The sequence below is a fragment of the Listeria ivanovii subsp. londoniensis genome (genome assembly GCF_000763495.1).
GTDB classification, from domain to species: domain Bacteria; phylum Bacillota; class Bacilli; order Lactobacillales; family Listeriaceae; genus Listeria; species Listeria londoniensis.
Genome location: NZ_CP009576.1, coordinates 684125 through 703654, shown reverse-complemented (window position 1 = coordinate 703654; position 19530 = coordinate 684125). Strand labels below are relative to the sequence as shown.

Here is a 19530-nt window from a genome sequence, read left to right as displayed (position 1 = left end):
CCATATTTTTTTCTTGAATCCAGTTTATTAAATGAGATAAAAATGATTATTTCTTATTTTTTTGAACTCAAAATGAATTTAAAGTTTAATATATTAATGGAAGGTTGAATGCTAATGAATGGCTTTGAAAAACGTAGCGAAGAAAAAAGAAAACAAATTTTGGCCACCACTTTTTCTTTAATGAATTCCAAAAAAGGGACTGAAGGGTTAACAATAGACGAAGTTGTAAAACAGTCTGGAATTAGTAAAGCCACTATTTTTAAATACTTTGACAGAAAAGAGAACTTGATCCACCAAGTCTTTATGCAATTTATGACAGATATGGCAGACTCAGCAAAAAAAATCATGGCAGAAGGATTACCCTTTGAAGAAACTTTGATTGCGATGAGTCAAAATAAAATTCGCTATTTAGAACGAATTGAACACCAGTTTTACTTGGACCTAATGGCCTACTATACGAAAAAAAATGATCAAGAATTCTCTCTACTTATGGAAGCATACACACAAGAAAGTTTTCATATCATGCTAGATATTTTTCATCGTGGTCGAAAAGAAGGAAAAGTAGACTTACGATACTCAGATGAATTTTTGATTTTGTTTTTCCAAGCACTTGTTGAAGGGATTTCTAATCCAAAAATCTATGATAAAATCCTTCCCTATACTGCGGAATGGACAGAGGTTCTTGTTAAAGGAATCGCCCCCAATAAGCAATAACGATTACAAACCACTTCTGATTATACAGAAAAACACCCATTATCATGTACAGTAAAAGTACAAATATAGGGTGTTTTTCTCACTATTAAACTGCTTGAGCTCCAGTAAATTGACTATTATACAGATCAGCATAAAATCCTTTTTTGGCTAATAGGTCTTGATGTGTTCCTTGTTCGATGACGCTACCATGATTCATTACTAGAATTAAATCTGCATCACGAATTGTTGAAAGACGATGTGCAATAACAAAACTTGTGCGTCCTTCCATTAAGTTCCCCATTGCTAATTGAATATTTAATTCTGTTCGAGTATCTACACTTGATGTAGCCTCGTCTAAAATTAAGATAGACGGATCAGAAAGTATTGCTCTTGCAATGGTTAGTAGTTGTTTCTGACCTTGCGAAATATTTGATCCTTCTTCATTCAGAATAGTATCGTAACCATCTGGAAGTCTACGGATAAAATCATCCGCATAAGCCGCTTTTGCAGCTCCAACAACTTCTTCTTTTGTTGCACCTTCCCGACCATAAGCAATATTATCAGCAATTGTTCCATTAAAAAGCCAAGTATCTTGTAATACCATGCCGAATTTTTCACGAACAGCTTCTTTTGTCATATCTTGTGTATCGATACCCTTCATCCGGATAGAACCACCATCAACATCATAGAAACGCATCAGCAAATTAATAATCGTTGTTTTACCAGCTCCAGTTGGCCCAACAATCGCAACCATTTGTCCTTCTTCCACATGAATATTTAAGTCGGTCATCAATGGTTTGTCTGGGGTGTAACCAAATTTCACATGATCGAAAACAATACTATTTTCTTCGCCAGCAATTTGGTTAATGTCGGCAGGGATTTCATCTTTTTCTTCCTCTTCGTCCATCATCTCAAAAACACGTTCCGCAGAAGCAATAGTAGATTGAATAATGTTAGCAATATTAGCGACACTAGAGATAGGTTGCGTAAATAGTTGAACATATTGTGTAAATGATTGAATATCACCTACTTGAAGCGTTCCATTAGTAACAAAAATACCACCGGCAACACAGACACCTACATAACCTAAGTTTCCTACAAATTGCATTACTGGCATCATTATTCCAGAAATAAATTGTGCTTTTTTCGCTGCTTTAAAATAATCATCATTCACTTCATCAAATTTAACCAAAGTTTTCTTTTCTTGACCAAACGCTTTAATTATTGTTTGGCCACCATATGTTTCTTCTACAGTATCATTTAAAATACCTAGATTACGTTGTTGTGCACCAAAGTAACGTTGTGATCTACCAGCAATAATTGCTACTAAAATAATACTAATTGGTACGGTTACAAGTACAATCAATGTCATCTGCCAGCTAATTGTTAGCATCATAATTAAGACACCAATCATTTGGACAATTGCCGTGATTGCTTGCGTTAAAGATTGTTGTAGCGTATTTGCGATATTATCCATGTCATTAACAGAACGACTTAAAATATCCCCATTTGAACGTGTATCATAATATTTTAGAGGAAGTCGTGCCATTTTCGCTTTTAAATCTTTACGCATATCATAAACAGTACGTTGTGCCACGCTCGACATCACATATTGTTGAATAAAGCTGAATAAAGAACTTCCAAGATATAGTACTAAAACAATCATTAAGATGTTAAAAATTTTATCATTGTCAATTCCAGCTGGACTCATTACACCTTTAAAAATTTCTGTTGTTGCTTTCCCTAGTTCTTTCGGGCTAAAAATATTAAATATCGTGGACAGGATTGCAAAGATAAATACAACTATTATTGCGACAGAACGAGGTTTCATGTAGCCAAGTAATCGGAATAATGTTTGTTTAAAATTTTTCGGTTTGGCATTTGTTTGCATTCTCATTCCACCGCCTGGACCTGGTGTTGCTGCACTCATGCGATTTCCTCCTCTGACAGCTGTGACCTCATGATTTCTTTATAAATCTGATTGTTTTCTTTTAATTCTTCATGTGTACCAATTCCAGCAACTTTACCTTCATTTAACACAATGATTTGGTCAGAATTCACCACAGAGGTAATTCGTTGAGCAACGATAAGTGTGACAGCTTCGGTTGTTTCTTTTTTAAGTGCTTCCCGAAGTTTAGCGTCTGTTTTGAAATCAAGCGCCGAAAAACTATCGTCAAATATATAAATTTCTGGTTTTCTAATTAAAGAGCGTGCAATTGAAAGACGTTGTTTCTGTCCTCCTGAGAAGTTATTACCACCTTGTTCCACGCGACTATCAAGCCCATTTGACTGTTTAGAGACAAAATTTTCCGCTTGAGCAGTTCGAAGCGCCTTCCAGATTTCTTCATCTGTCGCATCTTCTTTACCATAGCGCATGTTGGAAGCTATTGTCCCGGTGAATAACACTGCTTTTTGTGGAACAAGTCCGATTTTTTGACGCAAACTAGATTGATCCATTTCACGCACATCGATTCCATTAATTTTTACAACACCACTTTCGACATCATAAAAACGCGGAATCATATTAATCAAAGTAGATTTACCAGCGCCGGTACTTCCGATAATAGCTACGGTTTCTCCCGCTTTTGCTTCAAAGCTAATGTTTTCAATCACAGGTTTTTCAGCACCTTCATAACGGAAAGTCACGTTTTCAAAAGAAAGTTTTGCTGGAGGTGTACTTGTTTTTGGATTAGCAGGGTTAAGTATTTCTGCTTCCATATCTAGCACTTCATTAATACGTTCCGCAGATGCACCGGCACGTGGAATCATGATAAATACAGCAGAAAGCATCATAAAGGACATCATAATTTGCATCGCGTATTGAATAAACGCCATTAAGTCCCCTACTTGCATATCGCCATTTCCAATAAAAATCGAACCAATCCAAACAATGGCGATAGATGTTAAGTTCATAAGTAGCATCATTAGTGGACTCATAAGTGAAAGCAGTCGGTTGACCTTGATTGCAGTAGTTGCATAATCCGCATTCGCTTCTTCAAATTTTTCCAGTTCGTCTTCATTGCGATTGAAGGAACGAACAACACGAATCCCTGTTAAACCTTCACGAATAACACGGTTTAATTTGTCCATTTTCTTTTGAAGTGATTTAAACATTGGCATTGCTTTACTACCAAGAACCACTACTAAAATAAGTAATAATGGAAGAACAACAACAAAAATTAGTGATAATTTCGCATCCCGTCCAACTGCCATAATAATCCCGCCGAGTAACATAATCGGCGCCATCACCATTAGTCTCATCATCATGTATAGAACATTTTGGATTTGAACAACATCATTGGTCGTTCTTGTAATAAGTGAGGAAGTCCCTACCTTATCAAACTCCTGTAACGAAAAATCCTCAACTTTTGTAAAAATTTTGTCTCGCAAGTCTTTCCCAAATCCCATCGAAATTCTTGATGCTAGAAAAACGACAATAACTGATAGGATAACAGAAGCAAAAGATATCAAGAGCATCTGCATACCCGTCGACCAAATGTAATCGGTATCTCCTTCCACGACTCCTTTGTCAATAATGTTGGACATTAACGTCGGTAAATAAAGTTGACCAATAACTTGTCCGAAAGTAAGAACTAATACGGCTGTAATACTCAGCCAATAAGGTTTTAATCTTTTCATTAATTTCATCATTTGTGGTTTATGCCTCCTTATTTTCGGATTTTGCGTTTAAGTAATCTGTAAGTTTCTCTAAGAGCGTAATCAATTTCGTCATGTCTTCTTCTCCCAAAAATTCTTGCATATCTTCAAAACTAATCTGAAACTCATCCAGCATTTTTTTCGATACATCTGCGCCAAGATCTGTGAGTTCTACATACATCGAACGCTTGTCATCTGGGTTTTGCACACGCTTGATGAGCCCTTTTCCTTCGAGCGATTGTATCATTTGCGTTACGCTCGGTTTCGAAATTCGAAGCATATGACCAAGATCGGAAACACGGATTTTAGGTCCTTGACTTTTAAGGCCACGTGACAAAATAAAAATAAATCTAGTCTCAGATTTACTATATCCTGGGATTTGAAAACTCTTTAATTCAGCATGCTTAAAATTCATAAAAGCCTTGATAACCGAGTGCCCTAAGTCTTGATTTTTGGAAGACATTTCTCCACTTCTTTCTGTCATATAATTAGTTTACCTAACTAATTATATGAGTTATTCTTTTTTTGTCAAGCAATATCTTGAGTGCATTTTGAAATTAATCTATACTTTTAACTTTAATTGCCTTATAATGGCTTTAATTGTGTATAAATCAGAAGGGAGGGGAAAATGTGAGTTCCGTACAAAAGGTCGCAAGTCTTAGTTTATTTACGCTTGCTTGGCCAATTTTCTTAGAGCAATTTTTACGTCTGATGATTAGCTATATTGATGTCTTTATGCTAGGTCATTATTCTGATGATGCCGTCGCGGCGACAGGGGTTGCCAATCAAATTCTGGTTATTTCCATCATTATTTATGGCTTTATCAGTGTTGGGGTCCAAATCATCGTGGCGCAAATGATTGGTGCGAAAAAACATAAAGAAATCGAAAATGTCATTACAAATGGCTTAGTGGTCGCTTTCTTAATTGGACTTGTGATGAGTGTTATTTTCATTTTTATGTCGAAAAACTTTCTTACTTGGATGGGTATTGCTCCTCATTTAGTGGAGGTTGGCGCGCCATTTCTTGAAATTATTGGCGGAAGTTCGGTTGTTATTGCGATTCATGCTTCCATCTTGCCAATTCTTCGAGCACACGGTTATGTCAGGCAGTCCATTTTAGTCCCTGTGACCATCAGTATTATCAATGTGGTTGGTAACTATTTATTCCTATATGGTCCACTTGCCTACTTAGATTATGGTGTAGCAGGTGTTGGTATTTCTACAGCTATCGCTAACTTTATCGGAATGGTGCTTGCCATTTTGATGTTACAAAAATACATCGGTTATACTTTCCATTTCAAAAAATTGGAACAAGTATCAAAAAAGCTGCTTTACTCGATTTTACGACTTGGGCTTCCATCTGCTGGTGAAAATTTGTCCTATGCAGGTTCTCAGCTTGTTGTTACAGCAATTATTGCCATTCTTGGCACAGAAGCACTAACTACTAAAGTCTATGCTTCTACTGTTAGTCAATTCGTCGCTCTATTTGCAATCGCACTCGGTCAAGCCTCACAAATAATTATCGGGCGTGCTGTTGGGGCAAAAGAAATTGATAAAGCATATAGACAAGGTCTTCGTAGTTGGAAAATTGGTTTAGTCGTCGCTATCTTCGTCAGTGTCTCGATTTATCTTTTCGCTGAACCAATTATGCGACTATTTACAACAAATACAGAAATTATCACAATGACAAAAGAATTATTCTTACTTTCCATTTTCCTTGAACTTGGTCGTGCAACCAATATCATTATTATCAGTAGTCTTAATTCTACGGGTGATGTCCGTTTTCCATTCATCTGTGGTCTGATTGTGATGTGGATTGTTAGTTTGCCGTTCTCATATGTACTAGGAATTTCAGCAGGCCTTGGACTTGTCGGTGTTTGGCTGGCTTACATTATCGATGAAGGGGTTCGTGCTGTTTTAATGTACAGAAGGTGGCGAAGCAAAGTTTGGTCGTTAAAATCTATCATATAAAGAAATGTCTCTTTGATTTTTTCGAAGGGGCTTTTTTTCTTATATGACAAAACTGTCATCTTCCTTTAGATATCGTCACCTAATTCGATGGTTCCTTTTCTCTTTCCCCGCTATACTAAATATATAAACAAACGAAAGGATAGATATCACATGTTAGATAAAAAAATAATTAGCGCATTAAGTTATTTCAGTCTTTTTTTCGGTCCGATTATTACGCCATGTCTTATTTGGCTTACCAATAGAAATAAAGAAATAAAACATCATGCCAAATGGGCGTTATTAACACAAGGGACTTTTGTTATTGGAATGGGTGTTGCAATTCTCCTTTATAATTATGTTCCTTTTAGTACCAATAGTGCAGACACTGTTCATTTCTTATCATTAGCTACTGTATTTTTTATCGTCGTTCTTAATGTGACTATTCTACTTTTCAATTTGATTCGAGGTGTTAGTTGCATCGTAAAGCGTTCAGAGGATAACTGGGCTAGATGTTAATCGAACTTCCTATTTTATGCTATAATATAGTGTACTTTAGGAGGTTTTTTTATGCGCTTTATTTTAGCTTATTTATCCATTTTTGTTTTAGGTATTTTTTCTGCACTTTTAATTGAGACTATTCTTTATGAAAATGTGACACCGCAGCTTGTTTTTTCCGCAATTCTTTTTGCTGCACCAGTTATTTTAATCGCTTCTACACTTGGAGAAATTTTTTATGGTTTTAGTAAAAAAGCGAACTATTTAACTTTTAGTCTCTGGGGGTTTGCTTATGGAGTTGTTGTAACGGTTATAATTTTAAGTATCATTCAAGTTTCCGGTATGGTTACCTCTATTAGCATATCGATCCTTGGTGGAATTATTATGGCAATCTTAGCAATCATTTTCTTTTTCTTGCGAGGCGGAAATCGTGCTAGTGGAAAAGCTGCTACAAAATAAAAAAATGTCTATCCTAATTGATTTTTCAACTAGAATAGACATTTTTTTATTCTTCTTCAAAAGCATGATGATTTAAGTTCATTCGTATCGTTTCTAATGGATAGCCATAAAAATCTTCGGTAAATTCTTCTACTTTGACAAAACCTTTTGCCACGTAAAAATGAATAGCTGTTTCATTGCCTTTTTCCACGTTAACAAACATTGGGAGTGGCACATGAAATAAAGTCATCCCTTCTTCTAAAAGTTCGGTACCTAGCCCTCGTTGTGTCACTTCTGGTAATAAATAAAATGCTGCAAGCTCACTCTTCCCCTTTTCAAGTTCAATAAAATTTGCGAACCCAATCACTTTATTTGCTTGTTCTAAAACAGCAAAAGGAGTCGCTGAAATACGGTTATGAAGTGTTTCCACATTATAATATTTTTCTAAAAAGCCATCTTGAACATCATTTGGAATTAACTCTTGGTAGGTATGGTGCCACGATGTAATCGCTACGTGTTGAATGGCTTCCGCATCTAAATTAGTTGCTTTTCTAATCTGAAAGTCCATTATTCATTCTCCTTCCAATTACATAAATTGATAAAACAGTTTATCTGACTTTACCCTTTTCCTACAAAAAAAATGCGCTAATGGAATAATTAGCGCACAAAATTTATTATTTTTCGATGGTAATATCGCCTGAACTTGAATCTACAGTTACTCGATTTTCGGTGTTTGTATTGCTTGTTGGCTTTTTAATTGATCCAGAATTTGTATTTACTTCATAAATTGCTTTGTAGTCTGTCGGTAATTGTATGTCAATTTCTCCTGAGTCCGTAAATACTTGGATATCTTTTGCCGGATTGACAAATGAGACATCCACATCTCCTGAGTTAGTTTTCACTTTAAGGTTATTTGTTATGCGTTCTAACTCAATCGAACCAGAACTTGACTCCACATGCAGTTTACCTTTTGTATCAAGAGTAGAAATATCGCCTGAACTTGAAGTTAGTGTCCCTAATTTAGCGATGTTACTATTTGTCAGTTCGATTTCACCAGATTCTACAGCAATCTTGGTATTGTTTGCTTTGATGCCTGAAGCTGTTACATCTCCTGAATTCCCGTTCACTTCTAGATTTCCAGTTAGATTAGTAATTGTCGTTTCTCCAGAGCTAGTTTCAAGGGAAGTGTTTGCTTTAATATCTGCGAGTTCGATATCTCCCGAAGTAGATGAAGCTTCCACGCTGTTTGCTTCTATTTTATTTACTTTTAACTCACCAGAACTTGTTGTGCTAACAAAACTATTCACTTTGAAATTAGATACACTCATATCTCCAGAATTGGATTTTAATTGTAAGTTTTCTAATTTTGTGTCTTCTGTTAAATAAACGGTTAATTTTTGTTGCCCATATGCATATATTTTCCCGAAGTTAAACCAAACATTCTCTTCTGGTACGGTTAAATCAAAAGAAGTACCATCCGTTGATGCAGCTTTTAATTTCTCAATGTCTTCTTTGTCATTCTTAGAATAATTACCGCTAAGTTCTACATAATTTTTTCCAGATGTACTTTTTTTCCACTCGATTAATGTATCACGACTGGAAGAAAAAGCAATCTTACTAATGTCAGAATCCGCTAAATCCCAAGTTTTCGTAAGCGGTTGTCCTTTTTCAATCATTTCTCCAGACTTCATTGTAAATCCAACACCAATTGCTCCAATAATAAATAATACTAAACCAGCGAAAATTAGTTTGCTTCTCCAGTGACGTTTAGGCATTTTCTCCGCCTCCTTTTACTACATATTTATGCCATTCAATGATTCCAATTGTTGCTTTTTTTACGAACTGGAATAATAAACTTGCTACATATAGTAACATTAAGCCAAGTCCTACAAGTCCGATGGAAACAAATAATTGATACATTTCATAACCCATCCCAAAGATAAGTCCCACGCCAAGAAGGACTGGCGAAACTAAGCACGCTCCAACAGTCACCCATAGTGAAATTGAAAGCGCCCAAAGTGAGATAAGGATTGGGATAATTAGGCAAATATCTAAGAAAAACAAACCTACACCTATCAATATTTGCATTCCTGTCGATCTATTACCACGGTGACTTTTTCTTGGCACATAATAGTAATCATTATCCATTTGTTCCATTTTAATATCGCGCTCATTCAAAATATCTGCTGCAATTTCTTCTGGTGTACCTAAGTCAAAAACAATTTGTTCCTCACTCTTACCTTCTGCTAGTCCATTTCTGAAGTGCTCTTGATAATCGGAAAGCAATTCTCTGCGCTCTTTCGAATCAAGCAATTCCAGACGTTGATTTAATTCATTTAAAAAATCTTGTTTATTCATTTTCTGCTTCCCCCTCAGTTAAAAGTTTTGCAACACTATCTGTAAAATTATTCCATTCTGAGATAAGCTCGTTTAAGTAAATCTCACCTTTTACGGTTAGTTGGTAATATTTCCTTGATGGTCCTTCATTTGACTCCACTAAGTAAGTAGAACAATATTCTTCTTTGACTAGTCTTCTAAGTACGGGATAAATAGCACCTTCTGCTACCTCAATATATTTCGAGACTTGATTGGCCAATTCATATCCATAGCAATCTTTCTTTTGAATTAAAAATAAACAGCAAAGTTCCAGTACACCTTTTTTGAATTGTGGGTTAACCTCCATGCTAACTCCTCCATTCTGGATTATTTCCTACTAGTAATGACAAGTCACTACTAAATATTATTCAGTACTGCTATAGTTTATCATACACTAGTATTCAATGCAAGGTACTAACCGAAAAAAATAGTATTGTTTTTCTAATCGATAAATGTTAACCTGTTTTAGTAATAAGTTTACATTAAGGAGAGATTTATTTATGCGTGATCAGAAATTGAAATTTTTAGTAGTAGATGCACTCTTTGCAGTCATTATTGCAATACTAGCTCAAGTAGCCATTCCACTTGGTCCAATTCCACTTACTGGACAGACTTTTGCAGTTGGTCTAGCAGCAACTATTCTTGGAGCTAGACATGGTACGATTTCCGTTTTAGTTTATATTGTTCTTGGTTCTGTTGGTATTCCTGTATTTCAAGGTATGACCGCAGGAATTGGTATTATTTTTGGACCAACTGGCGGCTTTATTATTGGCTTTATTTTTAACGCCCTTCTTACGGGTTGGTTTCTGCAAAGAACTAAATTCACTGTTCCTTTTGCCATTGTTGCCAATATTTTAGGCGCAATAGTTACACTTATATTTGGAGTGCTATGGCTTAAAATTAGCACAGGTCTTGATTGGCCTACTGCCTTTTTAACAGGAATGGTGCCATTTGTAATTCCTGGTATTATTAAAGCAGTTTTTGCTGCCGTTTTAGGTATCCTGATTCGCGACCGTTTACTCAAAGCAAAACTACTTAAAGCTTCATAAGCCCCATTAATACACATTTCACCTTTTCTCCTATATAATAATAATGATTCATACTGAGAAAAGGGGACTCGGTTTATGTCATTATTAAACGAGGAAAATAATTTTTACAGCGCAGATTTACTTGATTTGTTAAAAGATTCTAATGAAGCAGTTCTTCCATATAAAAGAATTCGCTTCAGACGCAACCAAAAGATTTTAACAGAAGGAGAAGAAACTACCCACTTCTATATAATTGAAGAAGGGGTTGTCTCCATGAGCAAAAACACATGTAAAGAAGATAGCATTATTAGCTTCCTAGGAAAGAAAGATTCTATCGGGCCACTTACAATGCTAGGTGACGCTAAATCACCTGTTAACTATACGACAATTAGTGAAGTTAGCGTGTATCAATTTGAGCGTAAGTATGTGCTTGGCAAGTTTTTAAGCTCCCCAGATGTTTTTTGGCAAATGAACGCATTAATGCAAAGTATGATTCAACCAATTTTAGAACGAGAAGCTTATGTCAATTTACCTTCTAACGAGAAAGTATTAGCAGGATTAATTGCTTGTGGCGAACGTTTTGGTAGGATTGAATCAGATGGATCATGCCTTATCCCATACTATTTTACTCAAAAAATATTAGGTAACTATTTAAATTTAGCGCGCGCTTATGTGGCAACAAATTTACGTAAATTAGAGGAAGAAGGCATTCTTACTTTATCACCAAAGCCTTGGCGGATAAACGATTTTGAAACCCATAAGCAAAATTTAACTAATACATATAAGTCATATTTATAGTTGCCTTAAAAAGCATGTATTCAACAAGAATATGTGCTTTTTTCATTGTCACATTTTTGTAATATAATTTTATAAATAATATGTTATCGCTTTCTTTTGAAAGTTCCCCCAGTTATAATTAATTAGTACTATACTACATAAATAAAGAAACGAGGACAGCAAATGAAGAACTTAAAAAAAGGGATAGCACTAACATTAGCATTTGGTTTTGCTTTTTCAATTAGTACACCTGCTTATGCAACAGACACAGAAGAGACAAAAGAAACGGGAACTATTGTAACACCTGAAGGAACAGAAATAAATACTCCGGAAGAAAAAAAACAAAATAATTTAAAAGCTTCACCAAATGCCGTTATTGCAAAAGCAGGACTTACATTTGATATTGGTGTTAATTCAGCGGCAAGTAATTTTGTAACAATTAATGATGACAGCAACAATCCAACTTTTGCCTTTAAAAATGGACAGCCAGTTACAACTACATCTGGAAATTACTCCACAATTATTGTTGTAAATTTTGATGATGCTACATCAACCGAACTCACCGTTAACTATACTGTAAACGCAGCAACACCACTAGCAAATTTAAAAACAACTACACCAATCATTGCCCAAGATTCTAAACCTAAACCAAATCAGTTCGTAGACGCTGCACCTGACGTAACTTTGAAATTTAAATCTGACGCCCCCTCTACTAAAAAAACTGGCTCCTTTACAACGACTATTGTCGCAACTAAAGGGGAGGTTATAGAAGAGTTGGTTGCCACTTTCTCTGTTACAGATCAAACTCCACCGACAATTTTAATTCAATCAATTCTACCTGTGATACCAAAAGGTGGCACTCTAGACTACAGTGGCTTTGTTAAAGTTTCTGATAACTCAGGGAAGGTCAAATTATCCTACAAACCAGGACATGAAGCTCGTAGTACTGCACTAGGTTACCATGAAGCAATTATTATTGCGACAGACCCAGCTGGGAACAAAAGAGAAGCATCCATCTCATACCTTGTAGTCAATAATGTACCCACACTTAAAACACCAACATTTAATACAACAACGAGTACTGCTTCCACTATTTATGGAACTACATCTCCTTATGCCTTAGTAGAAATGAATGATCTTGATGGAAATATACTTGCGGATACATACTCCGATGAAAATGGAGATTTTATCTTAACTTTAGAAAAGCCCCTAAAATCGGGGGATGAATTTAGCCTAATTGCTTATGCAGCTTTATTTGCTTATAGTGAAGAAGCGATATATAGCTATAATGAATTGGATGAATTTATAAATCAAATTCATAACTTGCGTCCTTTAGAACCTAAGTCAGAAGTGAAACCAATGATTAAAATTGTAAATAAAAAAGAAACATTAAAAAAATTACCAAAAACTGGCGATGCCACCTCTCTTCCACTCTCATTTGCTGGTCTTCTTTTAGCAAGTGGAGCGGTGATTATGCTGCGTAAAAAACAAGCATAAAAAAGCAGCTATCCAAGTGATTTAGATAGCTACTTATCTTTATTTTGGAAATCATTTCACTCAATAAAACTAAAAAACGAACCCAATTTTGACAACTGTGTAGTGAGACCCAAAAGTTAGACCAAATGCCGACCAGAGAAATCTGGTTGGTATTTTTTATGCGGTCATCTGTTCGCGGTACTGAATAGGACTACAACCAAGTTTCGTTTTAATTCGATGATGATTGTAGTAATGTATCCAATCTTCTATTGCTTGCTTCAATTGTTTAAAGCTGGCATAAATTACCCCGTAATACATTTCTTGCTTTAACAGTCCAAAGAAATTCTCCATCGGAGAATTGTCAAAACAATTCCCTTTTCGTGACATACTTTGAAAGATGTTTTGCTTGGTTAACTGCTTTTTGTATGCTTTCATTTGGTAAGCCCATCCTTGGTCAGAGTGGAACGTACGACGATAGGGGCAATCATCGGTACGGTCCATCGCTTCTTTTTGGGCATCCATAATGGCTTTAGCGTTGGGACGCTCAGAAATTCGATACGATAAAATTTCTCCGTTAAACATATCAAGGAAAGGATCTAAATACAATTTTTTGATAACTAGCTGCTTGTTTTTATCACGCTCGTAATATTTGAATTCCGATGTATCCGTGGTCACTTTTTGATGAGGAATGGATGTATAAAAACGTCGACGAATACGGTTTTTTGCCACTCGTCCAATAGTTCCTTTGTAAGAATTATATCTGCGAGATTTCCGAATAAACTTGGATCCTTTTAGCCCAAGTTTACCCATAATTCGTCGAACTTTTTTCTGATTGACCTTTATTCCTTGTGCCTTCAACGCTAGTTGAATCCGGCGATAGCCATAGTTTCCGTGATGCTCATCAAAAATTTCTTGAATCTTTTTCTCTAATGATGCATTTGGATTTTTCTGTTCTAATCGTTTTTGCCAATACATGTAGGTCGCTTTAGGAAATTTTGTGGCTTGTAGAAGAATCGTTAATCGGAACTCACTTCGGAGTTCGTGGATGATTCGGGCATCTCGTTCTTGAGTCGTTCTGGGACATCCATTCCTAAAGCGCGGAGCTTTTTTATAAAAGCAAGTTCTGCACGTAATAATTCGTTTTCTCGTTCTAATGCTTGTTCCCGTGTCATGGGTTTCTTGGGCTGAATTTGTTTCTTTTTCTTGGACATCGAAGGTCGTCCTTTCTGTTTTGGTGAAAGACCTTCGATGCCTTCTCGCAGAAATTTTTGATGCCAACTTTGAAGTAAATACCCTGAAGGCAAACCATACTGCAAGGCAACATCCAGGTAAGAGTCACCGCTATTTAAGTAATAGTGTAGGACATTTTGCTTGAATTGGGAAGTGTAATGTTGTTTCGTTCTTCGCCTTTGTAATGCTTCAAACCCCCGTTTCTCTACAATCTTCACCCATTTTCTAACCAGAGAAAAATGTGATATACCAAAGCGCTGAGCGAGTGTGCCATAACCACCTTCGCTGTTTTGGTAAGCTTCCACTACTTTTCTCTTGAATCCATCATCATATTTAGCCAATTAAAATACGCCTCCAAAGTTAGATTTTTTGGTCTAACTTTGGGGGCGCACTACACTGGGTTCGTTTTTTTATTAGTTGGCTTTTCCAATAAAGAAAAATGTTGCGATTGCACTGATACCTTGAACAATGAAGAAGATACCAACGATAAGTACGATACCAATTGCGGAAACAACTGGATTGAAAAGTGCGATAAACCCAACAATAATACCAATGATACCGATTGTTAAAATCCAGCCCCATCCTTGAACATTGTTTTGTTTAGCAGTAAACGCACCAATTGTACGCATAATACCAGCAAATAATACCCACATACCAAATAGTAATACGAGTGTTGCTGTACCTGCAAATTCATTAAATAATAGCAAGAAACCTAATAAGATAGATAAAATACCATCAGCTAGAACCCAACCAGAAACTTTCTGCATTTTCTTGTCTGAGAAATAAGAAACTGTATGAAAGATACCAGAAATTAGTAGCAAGAAACCAAACATTAATGTTGAGGTTAGTAACGAAATCCCCGGATGGAATAAGAACCAAATCCCTAGTGCAATCATTGCAATCCCTGCTAATAAAACAAGAATACGTGTAAATGTTTTCATCTTTTATTTCAACTCCCTTAATTTGTTCTAATTCAACCTCACTTTTAATGAAATATTATTAGTCTTAACTATAATAACCTAAAAATGTATATTTAAAACCCTTTTATTTTCAAAAAAAGCATTTAAATCATTGCCATGTCATAAAATTCACACAAAATGAGCGAATTTCAGTTTCTTTATGCCCTTATTTGACAATTTCGATTATCCAGCGTATTATATAACTTAATTTAATAGTATTTTCTTATCAAGAAAGGTGGAGGGACTGGCCCTTTGAAGCCTTAGCAACCGGAATATATATTCACGGTGCTAATTCCAGCAGTATTTTCTGAAAGATAAGTCGGAAATCCAAGTTTAGGAATCTTATCCTCTCTGGCGGCTTATATACTGCTAGGGAGGTTTTTTGATGGAATCTACTGATAAATACATTTTGATGGGGAGTGGATTTTATGAGCAATGAGTATAAATTTGAGACAATTCAAGTACACGGGGGACATGCACCAGATGTGGACACGCACTCAAGAGCTGTTCCTATCTACCAAACAACCTCGTACACATTTGATAGTCCAGAACATGCGGCGGCATTATTCGGTTTACAAGAAACAGGAAATATTTATACACGAATTATGAACCCAACAACCGCTGTTTTAGAGGAACGATTAACTTTGCTTGAAGATGGAGTTGGCGCAGTTGCTACCGCTTCTGGGATGGCTGCGATTACTTATTCGATTTTAAATATTGCCGGTTCTGGAGATCACATTGTCGCTGCAGCAACATTATATGGTGGTACCCATACCCTTTTCTCTCATACATTCAAAACTTTCGGAATCGATGTTACTTTTGTAGACCCAAATGAGCCAGAAAATTTTGAAAAAGAAATAAAGGCAAACACGAAAGCAGTCTTTGTTGAAACAATCGGAAATCCAGATATTAACATTATTGATATCGAAAAAGTTGCTAAGATTGCACATGCTTCAGATATTCCGCTTATTATTGATAATACTTTCGCGACCGCATATTTAAATCGTCCATTTGATTTTGGGGCAGATATCGTTGTCTATTCGGCTACTAAATTTATCGGCGGTCATGGAGTTGCTATTGGTGGGGCTGTTATTGATTCCGGGAAGTTCAACTGGGCGAATGGCAAATTCCCCAAATTAGTTGTTCCAGATGATAGTTATAATGGCTTATCATATACGAATGATGTTGGGGCAGCAGCCTATATTACGAAGCTTCGTGTTTCCCTTCTCCGCGATACAGGGGCAGCGCTTTCACCATTCAATGCTTTTTTACTTATCCTTGGCTTAGAGACCCTTTCGCTTCGTCTAGAACAACACGTAAAAAATGCCAAATTGGTCGCAACTTTCTTAAATAATCATCCAAAAGTCGCTTGGGTTAACTATCCTGGATTAAAAGAAAATAAATATTTTGATTTAGCGCAAAAATATTTACCAAAGGGTCCTGGCTCTATTTTCACTTTTGGGGTTAAAGGTGGTTATGAAGCTGGGAAGAAAGTAATCGAGTCCGTTAACTTATTCTCCCACTTAGCGAATGTCGGGGATGCAAAATCACTGATTATCCATCCTGCATCTACTACACACCAACAATTAAGTGAAGAGCAACAACTTACAGCTGGCGTAAAACCAGAATCAATTCGTTTATCGATTGGAATCGAGAATGCGGATGATATTATCCAAGACTTAACACAAGCACTCAAGCAAATATAGGGGGAAGTGACGAGAAGTGACCTTACAACAAAAAGAACTATTTCAAAAAAGTCCTCTTCTACTTGAAAACGGAGAAACCTTAAGTCCCGTTTTGGTTGGTTATGAAACATATGGAACATTATCAGCATCACGAGATAATTGTATTTTGCTAGAGCATGCACTTACCGGAACAGCACATGCCGCCAAACACTATGAAGATGATGCACCTGGTTGGTGGGATGATTATATTGGACCAGGGAAAACGATTGATACAGATAAATATTTCTTGGTTTGTACGAATGTTTTTGGAGGTTGTAGTGGCACAACAGGTCCCTCTTCCATTAACCCAAAAACGGATCAACCATATCGTCTTCAATTTCCAGGTTTTTCGATGAAAGATATTATTAAGGTGCAGCGTGAGCTTTTAGAACAATTAGGTGTCGCGCGTATTGTTTCTGTTATTGGTGGTTCGATGGGTGGTATGCAGGCAACTCAGTGGGCGATTGATTATGAGGATATTACTGATAGTATTGTCAATATCGCTTCTCCGCTTGCAGCTGGTCCTGATGCAATTGGCTATAACCTAATTATGCGGATGGCAATATTAAATGATCCTGATTTTAATGGTGGCAATTATATTGGTCAACCTGAGGGCGGGCTAGCGACTGCAAGAATGGTTGGCATGATGACTTACCGAACGAGTGAGCTATTTTCCAAGCGATTCGAACGGTTTACAGTTGCTGAGAGTTCTCCAACTGCATTTTCCAAAGAACATTTCCAAATTGAATCTTATTTGCAATACCAAGGGGATACTTTTGTAGAGCGATTTGATGCAAATAGTTATTTGTTTTTAACGAAAGCAATCGACTTATTTGACGTTACTTCTCCTGCTAAAGATGACTTACCAACTTTTTCAAAAATTAAAATACCCTACTTACTAATTGGTATCACAACCGATCAACTTTTTCGAATTCATGATTTGCGTCATGGGTATGAACTTTTAAAGCAGTGGAGCGTTCCTGTGACTTATCACGAAGTCGCTTCTGAATACGGTCATGATGCCTTTTTAGTAGAAAAAGAGGTCCCAAAATTCGAACCATTAATTCGAACATTTTTAAATAATTTACCAGTGAAAAACGCCTAAAAAAGATAGCTCAGAAATTTCTGAGCTATCTTTTTTATTAATCTTTATAAATGGATTTCGTTCGGTTAAGCCAAGCATACCCTAAACCGATAACGAGGCCTCCTCCTACAAAATTCCCTAATAGCGCGAGTACTAAATTGACAGAAACATTTCCGACTGTCATTGCAGCAAGTGTTCCGCCTGATGCGAAAAACGCTAACGAGAATGAAGAGAAATTGGCGATAACGTGTTCAAATCCTAAGAAAGCAAAGATGAAAATAATAAATATCATCGCAATAACTTTCCCAGCATCATCCTTCATTCGTAATGTACAAAGCACGGCCGTATTTACAACAATGTTGGCAAAAATACCTTCAACAAAAATTTCGAGTGGTGCTTTTTCCAGCTTGCCCGTAACTGCAGTAAACAAGAAGTGATCTGCTGGTAAATTTTGGAATGCAGACGTTAAGGATACTAAATACCCAGCCAAGATTCCACCAAGTAAGTTACAAATAATACATAAGAATAAAATTTGCAACGCTTTTCCTGGTTTGATAATTTTTTGATACACACCTGTTGTCATATACATCATATTAGAAGTTCCAAGTTCGGCGTTCATATAAATAATCATTACAAGCGACCAACTGAACATAAAGGCATAGACAATTTTTCCAAGTCCTGGTGCGAAATGATCGACTTTATCACCAATCATAACAGCAACAGCGGTTCCAAGTGTTAAAAATAAACATGCTAACATGGCGCGCACAATATAACGAAGAATACTATTATTTACTAAATCAATTTTTTTGCGCGTACTATAATCAATTTTCTGCATTAATGGACTACTTTCTACATCCAAGTTACTTCAACTCCAAATAAAGAATTATTCTTGTGAAAATCACAACTTGTTCATTGTAGCATGTTTTTAATTTTATGAAAATAGCTTTCAGAAAATAAAAATAAGTAAAGCGTTACCATCTGAAGAAAAATTTTATCTGGACAAATTTTAGTGATTATTTTGTTTTTATTTCCCGATTTACAGCTTTTTAAAACAAAAAAAGAGAATAGATTGCTCTATCCTCTTTGGAGTGACTTATTTACTAAACCAGTGTTTCTTAGCAGAATCTTTTGCTTTACCTTCTGTAGCTTGAGCATCTTTGATTTCTTGTGCTACGATAGCTTCATCCATACGTTGAACGCGACCATGTAACTCATCAATAGCTACATCATTTACGTTTCCTAATTCTTGTTCTGTCGCGATTAAGATAACGCCTGTGGAACCTTCTGGAATTGTTTTTAATGTTTTTTCAAAGATGGTTAAAGCGTTTTTCACTTCGCCAGCATCTTTTGTAGTACCAACGATTGCACCAATCATCCAACCGATTAAAATACCAAATGGACCACCTAGAATACCGATTAACATCCCGATAAGGCTGTCTTTCAAATTTTTGTCGGCACCAGTAAAGTCAAGAAAATCTTGTGCTTCAAGTTTATTCCCAGGTTCATGTTTCACAACTGCCATTTGATAGCCAATGATTTTACGTTCCTGGTGTAATCTTTTCATTTCAGAAAATGCTTGATAAGAAATACTTTCCTCATCGAAGTTCATAATTAACACTGTCTTTTCTTTTTTCATTTGTTGT

The 19530-nt window shown here is 36.1% G+C and carries 21 protein-coding genes and 1 riboswitch; of the genes, 9 read left to right on the top strand and 12 right to left on the bottom strand.

What is annotated here, in order from left to right:
• Positions 1-114: 114 nt before the first annotated feature.
• Complete coding sequence (locus tag JL53_RS03355) at positions 115-714, top strand: TetR/AcrR family transcriptional regulator (protein ID WP_003718743.1); 600 nt, start codon at positions 115-117, stop codon at positions 712-714.
• 85 nt (positions 715-799) lie between these two features.
• Here JL53_RS03355 and JL53_RS03350 read toward each other — a convergent pair whose 3' ends face one another.
• Genes JL53_RS03350 through JL53_RS03340 form a run of 3 tightly spaced genes read right to left on the bottom strand, consistent with a single transcriptional unit; the run spans position 800 to position 4813 of the window.
• Positions 800-2623 carry an ABC transporter ATP-binding protein gene (locus tag JL53_RS03350; RefSeq protein WP_003718742.1) on the bottom strand — a complete coding sequence of 608 codons (1824 nt, stop codon included), beginning with the start codon at positions 2621-2623 and terminating at the stop codon, positions 800-802.
• Positions 2620-4344, bottom strand: a complete 1725-nt coding sequence (locus tag JL53_RS03345) for an ABC transporter ATP-binding protein (RefSeq protein WP_003718741.1) — start codon at positions 4342-4344, stop codon at positions 2620-2622. The genes JL53_RS03350 and JL53_RS03345 overlap by 4 nt, the downstream gene beginning before the upstream one ends.
• Positions 4345-4351: 7 nt before the next feature.
• Complete coding sequence (locus JL53_RS03340; protein WP_003718740.1) at positions 4352-4813, bottom strand: MarR family winged helix-turn-helix transcriptional regulator; 462 nt, start codon at positions 4811-4813, stop codon at positions 4352-4354.
• A gap of 167 nt (positions 4814-4980) precedes the next feature.
• Between JL53_RS03340 and JL53_RS03335 the strand changes: the two genes are divergently transcribed.
• From JL53_RS03335 to JL53_RS03325, 3 genes are all read left to right on the top strand, one after another.
• On the top strand, positions 4981-6321 hold the full coding sequence (locus tag JL53_RS03335) for an MATE family efflux transporter (protein ID WP_038406764.1): 1341 nt from the start codon (positions 4981-4983) through the stop codon (positions 6319-6321).
• Positions 6322-6471: 150 nt separating this feature from the next.
• Entirely contained in the window at positions 6472-6816 is a 345-nt protein-coding gene (locus JL53_RS03330; RefSeq protein ID WP_003718737.1) for a magnetosome magnetite crystal formation protein family, read from the top strand.
• A gap of 51 nt (positions 6817-6867) precedes the next feature.
• Entirely contained in the window at positions 6868-7254 is a 387-nt protein-coding gene (locus JL53_RS03325; protein WP_003718736.1) for a hypothetical protein, read from the top strand.
• A 46-nt stretch (positions 7255-7300) separates the two neighbouring features.
• Here the strand turns inward: JL53_RS03325 and JL53_RS03320 are convergent, their stop codons facing one another.
• The 4 genes from JL53_RS03320 to JL53_RS03305 form a co-directional block, all read right to left on the bottom strand.
• Positions 7301-7801, bottom strand: a complete 501-nt coding sequence (locus JL53_RS03320; RefSeq protein WP_003718735.1) for a GNAT family N-acetyltransferase — start codon at positions 7799-7801, stop codon at positions 7301-7303.
• A gap of 106 nt (positions 7802-7907) precedes the next feature.
• A complete protein-coding gene (locus JL53_RS03315) occupies positions 7908-9008 on the bottom strand; it encodes a DUF4097 family beta strand repeat-containing protein (protein WP_038406763.1) in 1101 nt (366 codons plus the stop codon).
• On the bottom strand, positions 9001-9591 hold the full coding sequence (locus JL53_RS03310; RefSeq protein ID WP_038406762.1) for an HAAS signaling domain-containing protein: 591 nt from the start codon (positions 9589-9591) through the stop codon (positions 9001-9003). Before JL53_RS03310 ends, JL53_RS03315 begins: the two co-directional genes overlap by 8 nt.
• A complete protein-coding gene (locus JL53_RS03305; RefSeq protein WP_003718732.1) occupies positions 9584-9916 on the bottom strand; it encodes a PadR family transcriptional regulator in 333 nt (110 codons plus the stop codon). The genes JL53_RS03310 and JL53_RS03305 overlap by 8 nt, the downstream gene beginning before the upstream one ends.
• Before the next feature lie 193 nt (positions 9917-10109).
• Between JL53_RS03305 and JL53_RS03300 the strand changes: the two genes are divergently transcribed.
• The 3 genes from JL53_RS03300 (at position 10110) to JL53_RS03290 (ending at position 12911) form a co-directional block, all read left to right on the top strand.
• On the top strand, positions 10110-10658 hold the full coding sequence (locus JL53_RS03300; protein ID WP_038406761.1) for a biotin transporter BioY: 549 nt from the start codon (positions 10110-10112) through the stop codon (positions 10656-10658).
• A gap of 75 nt (positions 10659-10733) precedes the next feature.
• Entirely contained in the window at positions 10734-11435 is a 702-nt protein-coding gene (locus tag JL53_RS03295) for a Crp/Fnr family transcriptional regulator (protein WP_038406759.1), read from the top strand.
• A gap of 162 nt (positions 11436-11597) precedes the next feature.
• Positions 11598-12911 (top strand): LPXTG cell wall anchor domain-containing protein, encoded by a 1314-nt coding sequence (locus JL53_RS03290; protein ID WP_038406758.1) that lies wholly within the window; start codon positions 11598-11600, stop codon positions 12909-12911.
• A gap of 156 nt (positions 12912-13067) precedes the next feature.
• On the opposite strand, the gene JL53_RS15295 is transcribed toward JL53_RS03290, so the two are convergent.
• The 3 genes from JL53_RS15295 to JL53_RS03275 all read right to left on the bottom strand — a co-directional run bounded on the left by JL53_RS15295 (position 13068) and on the right by JL53_RS03275 (position 15061).
• Positions 13068-14024 carry an IS3 family transposase gene (locus JL53_RS15295; protein WP_232002132.1) on the bottom strand — a complete coding sequence of 319 codons (957 nt, stop codon included), beginning with the start codon at positions 14022-14024 and terminating at the stop codon, positions 13068-13070.
• Complete coding sequence (locus tag JL53_RS15815; RefSeq protein ID WP_038406756.1) at positions 13907-14461, bottom strand: helix-turn-helix domain-containing protein; 555 nt, start codon at positions 14459-14461, stop codon at positions 13907-13909. Before JL53_RS15815 ends, JL53_RS15295 begins: the two co-directional genes overlap by 118 nt.
• Positions 14462-14533: 72 nt before the next feature.
• Positions 14534-15061, bottom strand: coding sequence for an HdeD family acid-resistance protein (locus JL53_RS03275; protein ID WP_003718725.1), 528 nt, complete (start codon positions 15059-15061; stop codon positions 14534-14536).
• 238 nt (positions 15062-15299) lie between these two features.
• Positions 15300-15400, top strand: a riboswitch (SAM riboswitch).
• Positions 15401-15507: 107 nt separating this feature from the next.
• Between JL53_RS03275 and JL53_RS03270 the strand changes: the two genes are divergently transcribed.
• Positions 15508-16785, top strand: coding sequence for an O-acetylhomoserine aminocarboxypropyltransferase/cysteine synthase family protein (locus JL53_RS03270; protein WP_038406755.1), 1278 nt, complete (start codon positions 15508-15510; stop codon positions 16783-16785).
• A gap of 16 nt (positions 16786-16801) precedes the next feature.
• On the top strand, positions 16802-17908 hold the full coding sequence (metX, locus tag JL53_RS03265; protein WP_038406754.1) for a homoserine O-acetyltransferase MetX: 1107 nt from the start codon (positions 16802-16804) through the stop codon (positions 17906-17908).
• A gap of 37 nt (positions 17909-17945) precedes the next feature.
• On the opposite strand, the gene JL53_RS03260 is transcribed toward metX, so the two are convergent.
• A complete protein-coding gene (locus JL53_RS03260; RefSeq protein WP_003718723.1) occupies positions 17946-18746 on the bottom strand; it encodes a formate/nitrite transporter family protein in 801 nt (266 codons plus the stop codon).
• A 234-nt stretch (positions 18747-18980) separates the two neighbouring features.
• Positions 18981-19523 (bottom strand): DUF4564 domain-containing protein, encoded by a 543-nt coding sequence (locus tag JL53_RS03255; protein WP_003718722.1) that lies wholly within the window; start codon positions 19521-19523, stop codon positions 18981-18983.
• Positions 19524-19530: the final 7 nt, after the last annotated feature.